A 16,820-nucleotide genomic window follows, 5' to 3' on the forward strand; every position below is an offset into this window, starting at 1 on the left:
GATGGAAGCCACCCGCAGCAGCAGCCCCTCCGCGCACACCGGCGCGGTCCAGCGCACCAAGGCGCATGAAGCCCAGGGCACCCGCGCCCCGGGCAAGATGGCCGAAGCCGGCGCCGGGCAGGCGCCGCAGGACGGCTTTTCGCTGCTGCTGGCGGCGCTGGGCGATGGCGCGGGTTCCGGCCTGGGCGCGAGCGACGAGGGCGTCGACGCGCTGGCGCAGGAGGGTGACCCGGCGACCGCGCCGTCCGCGCTGTCCGCGCTCGGGGTCGATCCGTCCCTGCTGCCGCCCCTCCCGCCAGGCGGGGCGCCGACCGGTGCCGCGTTGTCTCCGGCCGATTCCGCCACGCTGGCCGCGCTGGCGGGGGCCGCCGGGCTGTCCGGCATGCCAGGCACTGCGGCCGGGGCTGATGCGACCGAGGCGCGCCAGGGCCTTTCATCCGTCTCGCTGGCGGATGGCCGTTTCGGCTCCGGTGCCATGAGCGGATCGAACGCGCTCTGGGCGCGCGGCGCGGGCAAGGCCGGCGTGGAAAGCCTGGTCGGCCAGACCGCCATGCTGGACGGTGCCGCCGAAGCTGCTGCCGTCAGCGGCGCGCCTGGCGCGGGCGGGGGTGTCGCTGCCCCGATGCGCGGCGTGGGCGGGCGTTTCCAGGCCGCATGGGCCGCGGCGGGCTTCGGGGCAGGCGCTGCGGATGCGGGCGCGGCACCGGGTGCCGCCGCGCTGCGCGCCGGGGCCGCCGACTCCGCCAGGGCCTCCATGCCGGATGCCGCCGCCGCGCTGGCTGCAGCCACCAACACGGCGCTGCCGGCAGGCGCCACGGATCATCGGGATGCCGCCATCCCGGCGGGTGGCGCCGGTTCGCATCGCCCCGCAAGTGAGACCCTGGCTGCTCTGCCGTCCGGGCTGTTCACGACGCAGCCCGATACCGCCGCTGGCGCCGACGGCCGGTCGTCGTCCGGCCGGGGCGCAGACGGCTTCTCGAGCACGGCCGCTGGGGCGGCTGGCGCAGCCCAGAGCGAAGCCACCCGCGAGCCCAGCGGCGTCGACGCGTTCGCGGCCGAGCTGTCCGGCGCGTCGGCCGACGCCGCCCAGCGCGCGGCGGAAGATGTCCTGGCCGAGCAGGTCGCCTATTGGGTGCACCAGAACACCCAGAACGCCGAACTGACGCTGGACCGCGACGGCCAGCCGGTGCAGGTCACCGTGTCGCTCTCGGGCAGCGAAGCCCACATCGCCTTCCGCAGCGACCAGGCCGGCACCCGCGACCTGCTCGACGGCAGCGTGGCCCAGCTGCGCGAGCTGCTGCAGGCCGAGGGGCTGCAGCTGACGGGCGTGACGGTGGGCGCCTCCGGCTCATCCGGCGCGCGGGACGGCGGCGGCTCGGGCGCGGGCGGCGACCGCCCGCGCCCGGGCATGCGCCAGGCCATGGTGCAGGCGAGCGCGCCAGCGGGCGCAGCCGGCCGCGCGCGCCAGGCCGGCGGCGAGCGGGCGGTGGACATCTTCGTCTGAGAACGTGTTGACGATCTCCCAGGGGTCGCGCAGCGGTGTGGGCGGGTGGGGTGCAAGGCGCGGTGCGCAGTGGATAGCTTGGGCTATCCACAAGCGCCGCAACGCCGCAGACCGCCCGCCCACACCGCTGCCCTCCGAGTTGGAGCGAAATCGGGCCATGGCAACGAGTTTTGACGCCCCGGCTGCTTGCATGGGCACGAGCCCATGCGGCGCATACGGAGCATCCACTCATCCCGATTGCGCTCCAACGCGATCCCCTGTGAGATCGTCAACACGTTCTGAGCGCAGGCGGCCCGCCAGCGTGGCACGTGGCGCGCCCGGCCTGCCGCTGGCCCAGGGTGCCTGAAACGCCCGCCACACGGACAGGTAGCGGGGCGAAAGCGCCGCTTTTGGGCTTTTATTCTGGCTATCATGGCCCGCACCCCTGTCCAATAATCGGCTTTGACGCAGCCCGTGCGCCCTGCGCCCGGGTGCCGCCGCCGCCCCGCTGATCCGCACCCGTTGCGCGAAGGAACCTCCACGTGTCCGCCTCCCCCGCCGCCGCTCCCGCTGCTCCTGCCAAGAGCAAGAAGATGGTCATCATTCTCGCCGTCGTCGTGCTGCTGGTCGCAGTGGGCGGCGCCGCGGCGTGGTTCATGCTTTCCAAGCGCCATGCCGCCGCCGCCGACGAGGAGGGCGGCGAAGCGCACGCGGAGCAGGCCCAGGCGGCGTCGCCCAAGACGCCGCCCACGTTCCTGCCGCTGGACAACATGGTGGTCAACCTGGCGGACCCGGGCGGCGACCGGTTCGCGCAGATCGGCATCACCCTGGAGCTGGCCGACGCGAAGACCGAGGCGTCGGTCAAGCAGTACCTGCCCAGCATCCGCAGCGCCATCCTGCTGCTGGTGTCGCAGCGCACCTCGGAGGAACTGCTGTCGCGCGACGGCAAGGAAAAGCTGGCGGTGGACGTGCGCCGGGAAGTGTCCAAGCCGCTGGGCTTCACCGTGCCCAAGCCGCGCAAGGCACCCGTGGCCCGCGACGCCGAGGACGGCGACGACGAGCCGCCACCACGCCCACGCCCCGACACCAACCCGGTGCGGGCGGTGCTCTTTTCCAGTTTCATCATCCAGTGAGCCGGGCGGGAGACGCAAGCCATGAGTGATTCATTTCTGTCGCAGGAAGAGGTCGATGCCCTCCTGGAAGGCGTCACCGGCGAAAGCCAGAAGACGGCCCAGGAGGAGATCGATGCCGGCGCGGTCCGCAACTACGATATTTCCAGCCAGGAGCGCATCGTCCGCGGCCGCATGCCGACGATGGAAATCGTCAACGAGCGGTTCGCGCGCAACTTCCGCATCGGCCTCTTCAACTTCATCCGCCGCAGCCCCGAGATCTCGGTGGGCACGGTGGCCGTGCAGCGCTACAGCGCCTTCCTGCGCGAACTGGCGGTGCCCACCAACTTCAACATCGTCGCCATCCGGCCCCTGCGCGGCAGCGGGCTGATCGTGTGCGAGCCCTCGCTGGTCTTCGGCATCATCGACACGCTCTACGGCGGTGTCGGCAAGTTCCAGACCCGTATCGAAGGGCGCGACTTCTCCCCCACCGAGCAGCGCGTCATCAACCGCCTGGTGGACGTGATCTGCGCCGAATACAAGAAGGCCTGGCACGGCATCTACCCGCTGGAGCTGGAGTACCAGCGCTCGGAGATGCAGCCGCAGTTCGCCAACATCGCCACGCCCAGCGAGATCGTGGTGTCCACCGCGTTCCAGCTGGAGATCGGCGATCTGTCGGGCGCCATCCACATCTGCATGCCCTACGCCACGCTGGAGCCGATCCGCGACGTGCTGTATTCGTCCACGCAGGGCGACTCCATCGAGGTCGACCGCCGCTGGGTGCGGGTGCTCACGCGGGAGATCCAGGCCGCCGAGGTGACGCTGGTGGCCGAGCTGGCACGCGCCGACGCGACGGTCGAGCAGCTGCTGGCCATGAAGCCGGGCGACTTCATCGAACTGGACCGCGAACCCCGCATCCGCGCCTCGATCGGCGGCGTGCCGATTTTTGAATGCCAGTACGGAACGCATAACTCCAAGTACGCGATCCGTATTGAAGAATGTCTGCGCAGCTCCGACGCGAGCTGGCTGGGAGAAAAAGATGTCCTCTGAAGACAACAAGGAAAGCGGCGACGATCCGTTCGCCGGTTGGGCCGAAGCGCTCGAAGAGCAGAAGACGGCCGATGCCGGCGCGGGCGATGCCGAACAGGGCGGCCCGCTGGCGGGCGAGCCGGTGCGGCCGTTCTCCGCGTCCGGCAACGACGTGCCGGTCAACGACATCAACATGGTGCTGGACATTCCCGTCCAGCTGTCGGTCGAGCTGGGCCGCACCAAGGTGCCGATCAAGTACATCCTGCAGCTGGCCCAGGGTTCGGTGGTGGAGCTGGACGCGCTGGCCGGCGAGCCGATGGACGTGCTGGTCAACGGCTACCTCATCGCCCAGGGCGAGGTGGTGGTGGTGAACGACAAGTTCGGCATCCGCCTCACCGACGTGGTCACGCCCTCGGAGCGCCTGCGCCGTGTCAGCCGGGGATAGCGGCAGCATGACGCAGACGCTGCTGGTGGTGGTGCTGTTCGTCGCCGCCCTGGCCACGCTGCCGTGGCTGGTGCGGCGGCTGCAGCAGCGCAACGCCGCACGCGTCTCGGGCGCGGCGGGCATGGCCGCGTCGCGTGTGCTCTCGGCCGTGGCCGTGGGTCCGCAGCAGCGCGTGGTGACCGTGGAAGTCGGGCCCGACCACCAGCGCACGGTGCTGGTGCTGGGCGTGACGGCCCAGCAGATCAACTGCCTGCACGTGCTGGCGGCGCCTTCGCTCGTGCACCCCTCGGTCCCTGCCGCCACGCCGCAGCCGGGCTTCGCCGGTGCGATGGCCGCCGCCTCGGCGCGGCAGGAAGCGGGCGCGCACCATGGCTGAATCGCTCCGCTGGCGCCGTGCCCTGGCCTGGGTGGCGCTGGGCGCCGGCCTCGCCGCGGCACCCGCGGCCTTCGCGCAGAACGCGGGCACCCTGCCGGTGCTGATCGGCTCGGGGGCCGGCAACAACAGCTACTCGGTGCCGATCCAGACGCTGCTGTTCTTCACCGCGCTCTCGTTCCTGCCGGCGGTGCTGCTGATGATGACGGGCTTCACCCGCATCGTCATCGTGCTGTCGCTGCTGCGGCAGGCGCTCGGCACGCAGTCGGCGCCGCCCAACCAGGTGATCGTCGGGCTCTCGCTCTTTCTCACCTTCTTCGTCATGGGGCCGACCTTCGACCGCGTTTACCAGGAGGCGTACGTGCCCTACACGACCAACGCCATCACCTTCGAGCAGGCGCTGGAGCGGGGCGAGGCGCCGATGCGCGCCTTCATGCTCAAGCAGACGCGGCAGTCCGACTTCGCGCTGTTCTCGCGCCTGGCCAAGCTGCCGGCCGAGACCACGGCGGAAACCGCCCCGCTGCGGGTGCTGGTGCCGGCCTTCGTCACCAGCGAGCTGAAGTCGGCCTTCCAGATCGGTTTCATGATCTTCATCCCGTTCCTGGTGATCGACATGGTGGTGTCCTCCATCCTGATGTCGCTGGGCATGATGATGCTTTCGCCGGTGCTGGTCGCGCTGCCGTTCAAGCTGATGCTGTTCGTGCTGGCGGACGGCTGGAACCTGCTGATCGGCTCGCTCGCCGCGAGCTTCGCCACCTGAGCTTTCTTCTCCTTCCCTGTCTTTTCGTGGAGCGCCGCCGCCATGACACCCCAATTCGCTCTCACCATCGGCCGCGAGGCGCTCACCCTGCTGCTGATGATCTCGATGCCGCTGCTGGGCGTGGTGATGGCGGTGGGGCTGCTGGTCAGCGTCTTCCAGGCCGTCACCCAGATCAACGAGGCGACGCTGGCCTTCGTGCCCAAGCTGATCGCCGCGGTGGTGGTGTTCGCCATCGCCGGGCCGTGGATGATCTCCACGCTGGTGGACTACCTGCGGCGCACCATCGAATCCATCCCGTCGGTGGTCGGCTGACCGGGCGGTCCGCCTCCCTGCCGCTGACCGGGCCACGCGCGTGATCACGTTCACCGAGGCGCAGATCATGGCGTGGCTCACGCCCGTGCTGTGGCCGTTCCTGCGGGTGCTGGCCATGTTCGCCGTGGCGCCGGTGTTCTCCATGCGCGCCATTCCCCTGCGCGCCAGGATCGGGCTGGCCTTCCTGGTGGCCCTTTCCGCGCAGGGCGTGCTGCCGGAGGCGCCGGTGATCGACCTGAACGGCCGCGCCGCCCTGGGCGCCGTCGCGCAGCAGGTGGTGGTGGGGCTGGCGATCGGCTTCGCCGTGCGGCTGGTGTTCGCCACCGTGGAGCTGGCCGGCGAGGTGATCGGGCTGCAGATGGGGCTGAACTTCGCGTCGTTCTTCGACCCGACCTCGAACGGCCAGATCAGCGCCGTGGCGCGCTTCTTCGGCCACATGGCGACGCTGCTCTTCATCGTCATCAACGGCCACCTGCTGCTGCTGATGGCGGTGGTGAAGAGCTTCGAGCGGTTCCCGGCCGACGGCAGCTTCATGCAGGCGCTGGGCCAGATGAAGGTGTACGAGCTGGGCGCCTCGCTCTTCGCCAGCGCGCTCTGGATCGCGCTGCCCATGGTGGCCCTGCTGATGTTCGTGAACCTGGCGCTGGGCATCATCTCCCGCGTGGCGCCGCAGATGAACATCTACGCGGTAGGCTTTCCCGTCACGCTGACCGTGGGCATGCTCGGCATCGCGGCCACGCTGCCGATGCTGGAGCAGCCGGTGATGGCGCTGATGCAGCAGTCGATCGATCTGTTCGCCACCCAGCGCTGAGTGCGCCGTGCATCGGGTTGCTACTTTTCAGATAGCGCGTTTCGCAGGTTATACCGGGCTTTGCATGCCCTGGAGCATCCAGCCACCGATGAAACCAGCGCGAGCAGCTATCAAAGATATAGCGAAACGGCAGGTGCCGCGCTACACTAGCTGGTTGCGGATGGCATACACCGTCAGCTCGGCGTTGTTGGTGAGCTTGAGCTTTTCCAGCACCCGTGCGCGGTAGACGCTGACGGTCTTGGGGCTGAGCATCAGCTCCTCGGCGATGTCCGAAAGCCGCCGGCCCGAGGCGATCTTGACCAGCGTCTGCAATTCCCGCTCGGACAGCGCTTCATGCGGCATCTCGGTGGTCGGCTGGGCCAGGCTGTCGGCCAGCATCTGGGCCACCTCGGCCGTCAGGTACTTGCGGCCCTGCACCACGGTGCGCACCGCGGCGATCAGCTCGACCGGATCGCCCGCCTTGTTGGCGTAGCCCTGCGCGCCGGCCCGCAGGCAGCGCAGCGCGTACTGGTCCTCGGGGTACATCGAGACGATCAGCACCTTCAGCGCCGCATGGGTTTCCTTCACGCTGGCCAGCACCTCCAGGCCGCTGCGGCCGGGCAGGTTCAGGTCCAGCAGCAGCACGTCGCACGGCGCGCTGCGCAGCACCTCGCGCAGTTCCGCATAGCTGCCGGCCTCGCCCGTCACGGAGATGTCGGGCGCCTCGGTCAGCGTGTCGCGAATGCCCCGCCGCAGCACCGCGTGATCGTCACAAAGCACCACATGAATCACTGAGCGTCTCCTTCATCCAGCTCCGCCGGTCCGCCCGATGGTAGCGGCTGCGCCAGCGGCACCGACAGGATGATGGAGGTGCCGCGCCCGGGCTGGCTGCTCACGTCGAGCCAGCCGCCCACGGTGCGGGCGCGCTCCTGCAGCCCGCGCAGCCCGAAGGACTTCGGCTTGGCGCGGCTCGCGGCCAGGTCCATGCCCCGGCCGTTGTCGGTCACCTCCAGCGTCAGCACGCCCTCGGTGTCGCTCAGGTCGATGCGCACCTGCGAGGCTTCGGCGTATTTCGACACGTTGGTCAGCGCTTCTTGCGCGGTGCGGTAGGCCACCAGCTGCACGGCGGCCGGCACCTCGGCCGTCGCCGGCGCGGCGGCGACCCGGGTCGGCACGCCGGTGCGCCGCTCGAAGCCCTCGGCCAGCCACTGCACGGCCGCCACCAGGCCCTGGTCGAGGATGGGCGGGCGCAGATTCATCATGATGCGCTGGCTGGCGTCAATGGCGTGCTGCAGCATGTCCACCGCCGCGCCGGCGTGTTCGCGCATGGCGTCCGACTCGGTGTGCCGGCCGATCCAGGCCAGGTCGAACTTCACCGCCGTCAGGGCGCCGCCGATGTCGTCGTGGATTTCGCGGGCGATGGCGGCGCGCTCCTGCTCGATGGAGGTCTGCAGGTGCTCGGTCAGCGCCGCCAGGCGGCGTTCGGAATCGGCCAGCTCGGCCGCGGCCTGCTCGCGCGCGCGGCGGGCCTCGGCCACCTCGATGGCCCGCGTGATGACGTGCGGCAGCCGGGCCATGTCGTCCTTGAGCAGGTAGTCGGCGATGCCCAGCCGGATCGCGTCCACCGCGGCGGCCTCGCCGATGGCGCCCGAGAGCAGCACGAAGGGCGGCTGCCCGGCACCGCGCCGGCCCACGGCGCGCCAGGCGTCGAGGGCGGTGAACCCCGGCAGCCGGTAGTCGGCCAGGATGAGGTCGAAGGCCTCGGCATCGAGCCAGCGGTCCAGTGTTTCCAGAGAATCCGCGTGGCGGATCACGCAGGCCAGCCCGGCACGCCGCAAAGTGCGGCAGGCCAGCTCATGATCGAGGTCGGAATCTTCGAGATGGAGGATCCGCAAGGGCTTTTTCAGTACACCAGAATCCATTGGAATCGGTATCATAGGATACATATTGGAACAAATGAGGCCGAGCGCTCCAGGTAACGGTGTTCAGGAGCGGTGGCGAAATGCCGAACTAGGATCTGGACGGTTGGAGTGTTCCGCCGCCGGTTTGCCCGATGGGGTCCATTGCGTGCCTTGCAGCCGCCTGCAGCGACGGAGAAACAGTGCAATCTACGCTAACACCGCCTGACGAGCCAGGCGTACAGGTCCCGGTGATGGTGGCCGCCGAGCTGCAGGACTCGCTGCTGGTGGTGATGCACGACCTGCACCGGCTCGAGGGCTTGCTGAGCCACGCCACCGACAATCTGCTGGAGCGGTTCGGCGAGGCCAACAATGCGCTCACCGACGACGTGGTGGGCGATTCCGCCCAGCTCGCCGGGCTGCGCACCGCCTTGCGCAGCGCCGTGACCGAGCTGCAGTTCCAGGACATGGCATCGCAACTGATCTGGCACACGACCAAGGTGCTGCAGGGCTGCGCGTTCCGTCTGGCCTCCGCTGCGATGGGCGAGGAAGACGGCGAGGAGGCGGCGCCCTTCGCCGAGATGGCGCCCGACCGTCCCAACCCGGTGACCCAGAGCGAGATGGATGCCGGCTCGATCGACCTTTTCTGAGGGCTGCACAGCCCTGGCCTACCCCCTTTTCAAGTTTGTTGGAGCCCTACATGCAATCGATTCTTGCCGTTGATGACTCTCCGTCCATGCGGAAAATGGTGGCCTTCACCCTGACGGGCGCCGGCTACCACGTGGTGGAGGCGGTGGACGGGCAGGACGCGCTGGAGAAGGCGGAAACCCACGACATCCATCTGGTGCTGGCCGACCAGAACATGCCGCGCCTGGACGGCATCGGTCTCACGCGCCGTCTGCGCGAGCTGCCCCGCTTCAAGACGGTGCCCATCCTCATCCTCACCACCGAATCCAGCGACCAGATGAAGCAGGCCGGCCGCAGTGCCGGCGCGACCGGCTGGCTGGTCAAGCCCTTCGATCCCAATCGCCTCATCGAGGTGATCCAGAAAGTGATCCGCTGAGCGGACACGGCGTGCCCTTGCGCAGCCTTCTCACGACGATTCCCGCACACAGGAGCCACCCATAATGGCGGACAGCTACCAAGAAGGCGCCGGCGCCGACTTCGACCTCAGTCAGTTCTATCAGATCTTCTTCGAGGAAGCCGGCGAGAACCTGGACCAGATGGAGCAGATGCTGCTCGACCTGGACCTGACGAACGCCAATGACGAGGAGCTCAACGGCATCTTCCGCTGCGCCCATTCGATCAAGGGTGGCTCCGCGACCTTCGGCTTTTCCGACGTGGCCGAGCTGACGCACCAGATGGAGTCTCTGCTGGACCGCCTGCGCCGCCACGAGCTGCAGCCGATCCCGCAGATGGTGGACGTGCTGCTCGAATCGGCCGATGCCTCGCGCAGCCTGCTGGCGCGCCACCAGGCGGGCGGCCAGGGCGAAGCGGTATCGACCACCGAGCTGGTGCGGCGCATCAGCGAGTTGGCGTCCGGCGCCGTGCCCGCCGCCCAGGCCCCCGCGCCCAAGCCGGCCCCCGCGCCAGCCCCGGCTCCTGCACCCGCGCCCGCCCCGGTGGCGGCTCCGTCGCCCGCACCCGCGCCCGCTGCCGCCGCCGCCGGCGGTGCGCGTTCGCTGCGCATCGACATCGGTCCGCTGGAGCGGGCCGCCCAGGCCGATGCGATCAAGGAGCTGTTCCGCGACATTCCGGGCCTGGGCTCGATCAGCGATCTGGAAGGCTCCGCCGAGGGGATGCGCTCGTTCGCCGTCGAGACCACCTCCACCGACGACGACCTGCTGGATCTGTTCGCCTTCCACGTGTCCAAGGAGCAGGTCCGCATCCGCGCCGCCGGCGCGACCGGGGCCGAGGCCGAACAGGCCGAGGCCGCCGAGGCGCCGGCCGGCGACCAGGGCGAAGCGGCCTACGGCTTTTTCACCGACTCGCCCGGCCTGCCTGCCGAAGGCGCCCAGGCCGCCGCAGCGGCCGCGCCGGCTGCGCAGCCCGCGGTGGTGGCCACGCGCGTGCCCGCCACGGCCGAGCCCAAGGCGGTGACCCAGGCCCAGATGGAGTCCACCACCATCCGCGTGGCGGTCAACAAGGTCGACCAGCTCATCAACCTGGTGGGTGAACTGGTCATCACCCAGGCCATGCTGGCCCAGAACAGCCGGGGGCTGGACGGCGGCGTCTACCAGCAGCTGCTGGCGGGCCTGGCCGATCTGGACCGCAACACGCGCGATCTGCAGGAATCGGTCATGTCGATCCGGATGATTCCGATGTCGATCGTGTTCAACCGCTTCCCCCGCATGCTGCGCGACCTGGCCAACAAGCTGGGCAAGAAGGTGGACTTCGTCACGCTGGGCGAGGCCACCGAGCTCGACAAGAGCCTGGTCGAGAAGATCACCGACCCGCTGACCCATCTGGTGCGCAACAGCTGCGACCACGGTATCGAGATGCCGGCCGAGCGGCTGGCGGCCGGCAAGCCCGAGCACGGCACCATCACGCTGTCGGCCTCGCACCAGGGCGGCTCCATCGTCATCGAGGTGCGCGACGACGGCAAGGGCCTGTCGCGCGAGAAGATCTTGCGCAAGGCCAAGGAGCGGGGCCTGGACGTCTCCGACCAGATGACCGACCAGGAGGTGTGGGGGCTGATCTTCGCGCCCGGCTTCTCCACGGCCGACGTGGTGACCGACGTGTCGGGCCGCGGCGTGGGCATGGACGTGGTCAAGAAGAACATCGCCGCGCTGAACGGCTCGGTGGAGATCGATTCCGCCGAGGGTTACGGCATGCGCGTGTCGGTGCGGCTGCCGCTTACCCTGGCCATCATGGACGGCATGTCGGTGGGCGTGGGCGAAGAGGTCTACATCCTGCCGCTGTCGTCGGTGGTGGAGTCGTTCCAGGTCAACCCGGACGACGTGAACACAGTGGCGCAGGGCTCGCAGCTGGTGAAGGTGCGCGACGAGTACATGCCGGTGATTTCGCTCGAGCGCGCCTTCCAGGTGCCGCGCGGCGACAGCGGCAAGTCGAGCAATATCATGGTGGTGGTGGAGGCCGACGGCAACCGCGTGGCGCTGCTGGTGGACGAGTTGCTGGGCCAGCACCAGGTGGTGGTCAAGAACCTCGAGACCAACTACCGCAAGGTGCCCAACGTGTCGGGCGCGACCATCCTGGGCGACGGCACCGTGGCGCTCATCCTGGACACGGGCGCCTTGGTGCGCCGTGCCCGCCACTGAGCACTAGAGAGATCGAGGAACGCAGCGTGGAGCAACAAGGAGTGTCGGCATGAATGTGATGGAAAAGACAGGTGAGAGCGCGGTCGCCGGCGCGCGGGAATACCTGACCTTCCGGCTCGACCAGGAAGAGTACGGAATCGACATCCTGAAGGTGCAGGAGATCCGCGGCTACGAGCCGCCCACCCGCATCGCCAACGCGCCGGCCTTCATCAAGGGTGTGACGAACCTGCGCGGCACGATCGTCCCCATCGTGGACATGCGGCTGAAGTTCAATTGCTCGCGGGCCGACTACAACAGCTTCACGGTGGTCATCATCCTGAACCTGCGCAACCGGGTGGTGGGCATCGTGGTCGATTCGGTCAGCGACGTGATGGAGCTGGCGGCGGAGAACATCCGCTCGGCGCCGGACATCGACAGTGCCATCGACAACAGCTGCATCCTGGGCCTGGGCTCGGTGAACGATCGCATGCTGATCCTGCTGGACATTGAGAAACTGATGTCCAACGTGGACATGGGCCTGATGTCCGACAGCGACTGAGCGAGCCGGCGCGGCCGCACGTGCCGCGCCGACTTGCTCCCGCGTCGGTGCCGCAACCCGCCGCATCCCTCCTTTTTTTGCGGAGTCGCCTCGAATGCACCCCCCCCACAGCCCGACCCGGAGTGCAGACCCGGCGGCCGCGGCATCGACCGGCCCGCTGGCGCAGGGCCGCGAGTTCGTCTGGACCAACGCCGACTTCTCGCGCGTGCAGGCGCTGATCTACCAGCGCGCGGGTATCAGCCTGCACGACGGCAAGCACGCCATGGTGTACAGCCGCCTGTCGCGCCGGCTGCGGGAGACGGGACATTCGAGCTTCCACGACTACCTGGGCTGGCTGGAAACGCACGACGGGCCGGAGTGGCAGGAGTTCATCAATGCCCTCACCACCAACCTGACCGCGTTCTTCCGAGAGCAGCACCACTTCGAGATTTTTTCCGCGCACCTGCGCACGCGCCCGTCGGGCCCGTGGCATGTGTGGTGCAACGCGGCCTCCACCGGCGAGGAGCCTTATTCCATCGTCATGACCGCGCACGAGTCGCTGGGTGCCAACGCGTCCTTTAAGCTCACGGCCAGCGACATCGATTCGCGCGTGCTGGCCACGGCGGCCGAGGGTGTGTACCGGCTCGACAGCGTCAAGGGCCTGAGCCAGGAGCGGATGCAGCGGTTCTTCCTGCGCGGCAAGGCGTCGAATGCCGGGCTGGTGCGCGTCAAGCCCGAACTGCGCCGCGCCATCGACTTCCTGAGCGTCAACCTGATCCGCGACGACTGGCCCTTCCGCGAGCCGTTCGACGTGGTGTTCTGCCGCAACGTGATGATCTACTTCGACGGGCCCACGCAGCGTCGCGTGCTGGAGCGTATCCACCGGGTGCTGAAGCCGGGCGGCATGCTGTTCGTGGGGCATGCCGAGAATTTCAGCGAGTCGCGCGACCTCTTCACGCTGCGCGGCAAGACCGTTTACGAGCGCCGATGATTCCCCCACAGTCCCGTAGCCAGAAGACGTTCGAATGACCACCCATCGCCCAGGCTTTTCTTCCGCGCCGGCTGCCCAGCCCTTCGCCGCCGTGGAGCGGCGCCGTGCTCCGCGCATCGCGCCGCTCAGCGCCGACATCCACGTGCCTGGCGCGGGGGGCGGGGCGGCCAAGGAGTCGTCGCTGCAGGAACTCAAGGCCGCTGCCCGCAAGCCGGGCGAGGCTTCGTTCTTCTTTCTGGACCACCACTTCCAGCACAACGCGGTGAAGGTGCTGCCGGGCGAATATTTCGTGGCCGACGAGAGCATGGTCATCATGACGGTGCTGGGCTCCTGCATCGCGGCATGCCTTTGGGACAGCCGGGCGCGCGTTGGGGGCATGAACCATTTCATGCTGCCCGATGGTGATTCCAACGACGTGTCCGGCCGCTACGGCTCCTATGCCATGGAGCTGCTGATCAACGAAATGCTCAAGCGCGGCGCCCGCCGCGAGACGATGCAGGCCAAGATCTTCGGCGGTGCGCAGGTCATGCACAACTTCACGACCATGAACGTCGGCGAGCGCAACACCCAGTTCGTGCTCAGCTATCTGCAGACCGAGCGCATTCCCGTCGTGTCCGAGGACGTGCTCGACATCTATCCGCGCAAGGTCGTGTTCTTCCCGGTCACTGGCAAGGTCATGGTCAAGCGCCTGGCCCATGCGCACCCGGATGCGTCCGTCGAGCAGGAAGTGCGCGGCAACGTGGTGACGGTGGCCAAGGCCACCGCGGGCGGCTCGGTCGACTTGTTTTGAGCATGCAGAACGAAGGTTGGACGCCATGAGCAAGAAGATCCGGGTCGTCGTGGTGGACGATTCCGCGTTGGTGCGCAGTCTGTTGGCCGAGATCATCAACCGGCAGACCGACATGGAATGCATCGGCACGGCCAACGATCCCCTCATTGCGCGTGAACTGATCCGCGAGACGAACCCCGACGTCATCACGCTCGACGTCGAGATGCCGCGCATGGACGGCATCGACTTCCTCGGCCGCCTGATGCGCCTGCGTCCGATGCCGGTGGTGATGATCTCCACGCTGACCGAGCGCGGAGCGGAGGTGACCATGCGCGCGCTGGAGCTGGGCGCGGTCGACTTTGTGGCCAAGCCGCGGATCGGCCTGGCCAACGGTTTGAATGAACTGGCCGCGCAGATCGTCGAGAAGATCCGCGTGGCCGCGGTGGCGCATGTCCGGCGCGCGCCCACGGCCGAGTCGGCCCGCGCGCCGCACGCTGGCGCGGCACCCCATGCGGCCGCCCCGGGCTCGGCCGCCAGCGTGCCCGCGCCGTCCGCCACGCTGCTGGGCCGGCTGTCGACCGAAAAGCTGATCTGCATCGGCGCCTCCACCGGTGGCACCGAGGCCATCCGCGAAGTGCTGGTGCAGATGCCGGCGGATTCCCCCGCCATCGTCATCACTCAGCACATGCCGGCCGGCTTCACCACCAGCTTCGCGGCCCGGCTGAACGGCTTGTGCCACATCACCGTGAAAGAGGCGGTGCACGGCGAGCGCATTCTTCCGGGGCATGCCTACATCGCGCCGGGCGGCACGCAGTTCCATGTGGCCCGCAGCGGAGCGAACTATGTCGCCGTGGTGGACGACGGCCCGCCGGTGAACCGGCACAAGCCGTCGGTGGAAGTGCTGTTCAAGTCGGCGGCCGCCGTCGTGGGCCGCAATGCCTACGGCATCATGCTGACCGGCATGGGCAACGACGGCGCCGTGGCCATGCGCGAGATGAAGAACGCCGGCAGCTACAACTACGTGCAGGACGAGGCCAGTTGCATCGTCTTCGGCATGCCCCGCGAAGCCATCGCACACGGCGCTGCGGACGAGGTGCTGCCGCTCACCCAGATCGCGCCGGCGCTCATCGCGCGTCTTCGGGGAACGACCGACCGCCTGCACCACCGGATCTGACACTGGCGGGGCTGCCGCCGCAGGCTTGCGGGCGGTGCGCCGGCCGGCAGATCAGGCGGACAGCGCTTCCCACCGTTCCAGGCTGCTCATCAGTTCCGCCTCGATGGCGGCCTCGCGCGCATGCAACTGGGCGGCACGGGCGGCGTCCGTTGCATAGAGGGTGCCATCGGACAAAGCCTCCTGCACCTGCTTCTGCTCCGCTTCCAGGCGGGCGATCAGGTCTGGGAGCTGGTCGAGTTCGCGCTGCTCCTTGTAGCTCAGCTTCTTCTTGGAGGGCTGCTCGCGCCCGGATTCGCTGGGCGTGGGGGCTGCTTCCTTTGTCGCCGGGGCGGTCGCTGGCGTGGAGGGCTGCGCCGCGGCGGCTATCGAGCGGGACCGTCGCGACTGGGTCAGCCAGTCCTGCACGCTGCCTTCGTACTCCCGCCAGTGGCCCGTGCCTTCATAGGCCAGAGTGCTCGTCACGACGTTGTCCAGGAAGGTACGGTCATGGCTCACCAGGAACACGGTGCCGTCGTATCCCTGGAGCAGTTCTTCCAGCAGATCCAGCGTGTCAATGTCCAGATCGTTGGTCGGTTCGTCGAGCACCAGCACATTGGCCGGTCGGGCGAAGAGCCGGGCCAGCAACAGCCGGTTGCGCTCGCCTCCCGACAGGGACCGGACGGGCGAGCGGGCGCGGGCCGGCGAGAACAGGAAGTCGCTAAGGTAGCTCTTGACGTGCTTGCGCTGGTTGCCGATCTCGATCCACTCGCTGCCCGGGCTGATGAAGTCCTCCAGCGTGGCATCGAGATCGACCGCATGGCGCATCTGGTCGAAATACGCCACCTGCAGGTTGGCGCCCCGGCGGATGGTGCCGGCGTCGGGCGCCAACTCCCCCAGGATCATCTTGAGCAGGGTGGTCTTGCCCGCGCCGTTCGGGCCGATCAGGCCGACCTTGTCGCCGCGCAGAATGGTGCCGGTGAATCCGGTGACGATGGTCTTGTCACCGAACGCCTTGCTCACGTCGGTGAGCTCGGCCACGATCTTGCCCTGGTAACCGTTCTGGCCGCCGGAGGCGACGTCCATGCGCACGCTGCCCAGTGCTTCGCGCCGCGCGGCCCGCTGGGCGCGCAGCTCCTGCAGCCGCCCGATACGGCTCTGGCTACGGGTGCGGCGCGCCTCCACCCCCCGCCGCACCCAGACCTCTTCCTGCGCCAGCAGCTTGTCGGCCTTCGCCGAGATGATGGCCTCCTGGGCCAGTTGCTCTTCCTTTTGGGTGACGTACTGCGCGAAGTTGCCGGGATAGGAGCGCAGGTGTCCCCGGTCCAGTTCCACGATGCGCGTGGCGACCCGATCCAGGAATGCCCGATCGTGGGTGATGGTGACTACGCTGCCCTTGAAGTCGATCAGCAACTCTTCCAGCCATTCGATGGAATCGAGATCCAGGTGGTTGGTCGGTTCATCCAGCAGCAGCACGTCAGGCCGGGCGACAAGGGCCTGCGCCAGCGCCACGCGCTTTTTCGTCCCTCCGGAGAGTGAGCCCACCAGCGCGTCACCGTCCAGATGCAGGCGCTGCAGGGTTTCGTCGACCCGCTGCTCCCAGTTCCACGCGTCATAGGCTTCGATCTGGGTCTGCAGCGCGTCGAGATCGATCCCGTCGGCACCGGACAGATACTGGTCCCGCAGCTGGATGACGACGCCCAACCCCTGGGATGCCGCATTGAAGACGGTGGAGGCGGGGTCCAGGTCCGGCTCCTGCGCTACATAAGTGATACGGATGCCCTGCTGCACCTGCAGCGCGCCGTCGTCCGGCTTGGCGATACCGCCCAGGATCTTGAGCAGGGAGGACTTGCCGGCGCCGTTGCGACCGATCAGGCCGACACGCTCTCCGGTCTCCAGCGAGAACCCGGCATGAT

Annotated in this window: 18 protein-coding genes (1 of these 18 only partly in view); 15 read left to right on the forward strand and 3 right to left on the reverse strand. The window is 68.5% G+C overall.

The annotated features are described in order from the left end of the window. The first annotated feature begins 1 nt into the window (after position 1). The 8 genes from ABWV53_RS17315 to fliR all read left to right on the forward strand — a co-directional run bounded on the left by ABWV53_RS17315 (position 2) and on the right by fliR (position 6,322). On the forward strand, positions 2-1,504 hold the full coding sequence (locus tag ABWV53_RS17315) for a flagellar hook-length control protein FliK (RefSeq protein ID WP_353367391.1): 1,503 nt from the start codon (positions 2-4) through the stop codon (positions 1,502-1,504). Positions 1,505-2,025: 521 nt separating this feature from the next. Further along, on the forward strand, positions 2,026-2,616 hold the full coding sequence (locus ABWV53_RS17320) for a flagellar basal body-associated FliL family protein (RefSeq protein ID WP_353367392.1): 591 nt from the start codon (positions 2,026-2,028) through the stop codon (positions 2,614-2,616). Positions 2,617-2,637: 21 nt separating this feature from the next. Next, entirely contained in the window at positions 2,638-3,642 is a 1,005-nt protein-coding gene (gene fliM, locus ABWV53_RS17325; RefSeq protein ID WP_353367393.1) for a flagellar motor switch protein FliM, read from the forward strand. Continuing rightward, positions 3,632-4,066 (forward strand): flagellar motor switch protein FliN, encoded by a 435-nt coding sequence (fliN, locus tag ABWV53_RS17330; RefSeq protein WP_353367394.1) that lies wholly within the window; start codon positions 3,632-3,634, stop codon positions 4,064-4,066. The genes fliM and fliN overlap by 11 nt, the downstream gene beginning before the upstream one ends. 7 nt (positions 4,067-4,073) lie before the next feature. After that, the gene (locus ABWV53_RS17335) at positions 4,074-4,442 is read left to right on the forward strand and encodes a FliO/MopB family protein (protein ID WP_353367395.1); all 369 of its coding nucleotides are present in this window, start codon (positions 4,074-4,076) and stop codon (positions 4,440-4,442) included. Continuing rightward, complete coding sequence (gene fliP / locus ABWV53_RS17340; RefSeq protein WP_353367396.1) at positions 4,435-5,199, forward strand: flagellar type III secretion system pore protein FliP; 765 nt, start codon at positions 4,435-4,437, stop codon at positions 5,197-5,199. Before ABWV53_RS17335 ends, fliP begins: the two co-directional genes overlap by 8 nt. Before the next feature lie 42 nt (positions 5,200-5,241). After that, positions 5,242-5,511, forward strand: coding sequence for a flagellar biosynthesis protein FliQ (gene fliQ, locus ABWV53_RS17345; protein ID WP_353367397.1), 270 nt, complete (start codon positions 5,242-5,244; stop codon positions 5,509-5,511). 40 nt (positions 5,512-5,551) lie between these two features. Further along, the gene (gene fliR / locus ABWV53_RS17350) at positions 5,552-6,322 is read left to right on the forward strand and encodes a flagellar biosynthetic protein FliR (protein WP_353367398.1); all 771 of its coding nucleotides are present in this window, start codon (positions 5,552-5,554) and stop codon (positions 6,320-6,322) included. A gap of 141 nt (positions 6,323-6,463) precedes the next feature. Here the strand turns inward: fliR and ABWV53_RS17355 are convergent, their stop codons facing one another. Next, positions 6,464-7,093 (reverse strand): response regulator, encoded by a 630-nt coding sequence (locus tag ABWV53_RS17355; protein ID WP_353367399.1) that lies wholly within the window; start codon positions 7,091-7,093, stop codon positions 6,464-6,466. Continuing rightward, positions 7,090-8,238 (reverse strand): hybrid sensor histidine kinase/response regulator, encoded by a 1,149-nt coding sequence (locus ABWV53_RS17360; RefSeq protein ID WP_353367400.1) that lies wholly within the window; start codon positions 8,236-8,238, stop codon positions 7,090-7,092. Before ABWV53_RS17360 ends, ABWV53_RS17355 begins: the two co-directional genes overlap by 4 nt. Before the next feature lie 164 nt (positions 8,239-8,402). Between ABWV53_RS17360 and ABWV53_RS17365 the strand changes: the two genes are divergently transcribed. The 7 genes from ABWV53_RS17365 (at position 8,403) to ABWV53_RS17395 (ending at position 14,928) form a co-directional block, all read left to right on the forward strand. Beyond that, complete coding sequence (locus ABWV53_RS17365) at positions 8,403-8,849, forward strand: hypothetical protein (RefSeq protein WP_353367401.1); 447 nt, start codon at positions 8,403-8,405, stop codon at positions 8,847-8,849. Positions 8,850-8,899: 50 nt separating this feature from the next. Continuing rightward, the gene (locus ABWV53_RS17370; protein WP_056662028.1) at positions 8,900-9,262 is read left to right on the forward strand and encodes a response regulator; all 363 of its coding nucleotides are present in this window, start codon (positions 8,900-8,902) and stop codon (positions 9,260-9,262) included. 64 nt (positions 9,263-9,326) lie between these two features. Beyond that, positions 9,327-11,477, forward strand: a complete 2,151-nt coding sequence (locus ABWV53_RS17375; RefSeq protein WP_353367402.1) for a chemotaxis protein CheA — start codon at positions 9,327-9,329, stop codon at positions 11,475-11,477. Positions 11,478-11,526: 49 nt separating this feature from the next. Beyond that, on the forward strand, positions 11,527-12,015 hold the full coding sequence (locus ABWV53_RS17380; protein ID WP_353367403.1) for a chemotaxis protein CheW: 489 nt from the start codon (positions 11,527-11,529) through the stop codon (positions 12,013-12,015). Positions 12,016-12,109: 94 nt separating this feature from the next. Further along, positions 12,110-12,985, forward strand: a complete 876-nt coding sequence (locus ABWV53_RS17385; RefSeq protein WP_353367404.1) for a CheR family methyltransferase — start codon at positions 12,110-12,112, stop codon at positions 12,983-12,985. Positions 12,986-13,019: 34 nt separating this feature from the next. Then, on the forward strand, positions 13,020-13,775 hold the full coding sequence (gene cheD, locus ABWV53_RS17390) for a chemoreceptor glutamine deamidase CheD (protein WP_353367405.1): 756 nt from the start codon (positions 13,020-13,022) through the stop codon (positions 13,773-13,775). A 25-nt stretch (positions 13,776-13,800) separates the two neighbouring features. Beyond that, positions 13,801-14,928, forward strand: coding sequence for a protein-glutamate methylesterase/protein-glutamine glutaminase (locus ABWV53_RS17395; RefSeq protein ID WP_353367406.1), 1,128 nt, complete (start codon positions 13,801-13,803; stop codon positions 14,926-14,928). A gap of 51 nt (positions 14,929-14,979) precedes the next feature. Here ABWV53_RS17395 and ABWV53_RS17400 read toward each other — a convergent pair whose 3' ends face one another. After that, positions 14,980-16,820 carry the 3' portion of an ATP-binding cassette domain-containing protein gene (locus ABWV53_RS17400; protein ID WP_353367407.1) on the reverse strand. The gene runs 58 nt beyond the window's last position, so only the last 1,841 of its 1,899 coding nucleotides appear in the window; the start codon falls outside the window, past its right edge; it ends in the stop codon at positions 14,980-14,982.

Origin of the sequence: Acidovorax sp. FG27 (assembly GCF_040365715.1) — a bacterium.
GTDB lineage: Bacteria > Pseudomonadota > Gammaproteobacteria > Burkholderiales > Burkholderiaceae_C > Paracidovorax.

Bases quoted from the DNA above. Each gene is read 5' to 3' on its own strand.
- ABWV53_RS17335 (WP_353367395.1), top strand. From the start codon at position 4,074: ATGACGCAGACGCTGCTGGTGGTGGTGCTGTTCGTCGCCGCCCTGGCC.
- ABWV53_RS17360 (WP_353367400.1), bottom strand. From the start codon at position 8,238: ATGATACCGATTCCAATGGATTCTGGTGTACTGAAAAAGCCCTTGCGG.
- fliQ (WP_353367397.1), top strand. From the start codon at position 5,242: ATGACACCCCAATTCGCTCTCACCATCGGCCGCGAGGCGCTCACCCTG.
- ABWV53_RS17315 (WP_353367391.1), top strand. From the start codon at position 2: ATGGAAGCCACCCGCAGCAGCAGCCCCTCCGCGCACACCGGCGCGGTC.
- fliN (WP_353367394.1), top strand. From the start codon at position 3,632: ATGTCCTCTGAAGACAACAAGGAAAGCGGCGACGATCCGTTCGCCGGT.
- ABWV53_RS17395 (WP_353367406.1), top strand. From the start codon at position 13,801: ATGAGCAAGAAGATCCGGGTCGTCGTGGTGGACGATTCCGCGTTGGTG.
- fliM (WP_353367393.1), top strand. From the start codon at position 2,638: ATGAGTGATTCATTTCTGTCGCAGGAAGAGGTCGATGCCCTCCTGGAA.
- ABWV53_RS17375 (WP_353367402.1), top strand. From the start codon at position 9,327: ATGGCGGACAGCTACCAAGAAGGCGCCGGCGCCGACTTCGACCTCAGT.
- cheD (WP_353367405.1), top strand. From the start codon at position 13,020: ATGACCACCCATCGCCCAGGCTTTTCTTCCGCGCCGGCTGCCCAGCCC.
- ABWV53_RS17370 (WP_056662028.1), top strand. From the start codon at position 8,900: ATGCAATCGATTCTTGCCGTTGATGACTCTCCGTCCATGCGGAAAATG.
- ABWV53_RS17380 (WP_353367403.1), top strand. From the start codon at position 11,527: ATGAATGTGATGGAAAAGACAGGTGAGAGCGCGGTCGCCGGCGCGCGG.
- fliP (WP_353367396.1), top strand. From the start codon at position 4,435: ATGGCTGAATCGCTCCGCTGGCGCCGTGCCCTGGCCTGGGTGGCGCTG.
- ABWV53_RS17385 (WP_353367404.1), top strand. From the start codon at position 12,110: ATGCACCCCCCCCACAGCCCGACCCGGAGTGCAGACCCGGCGGCCGCG.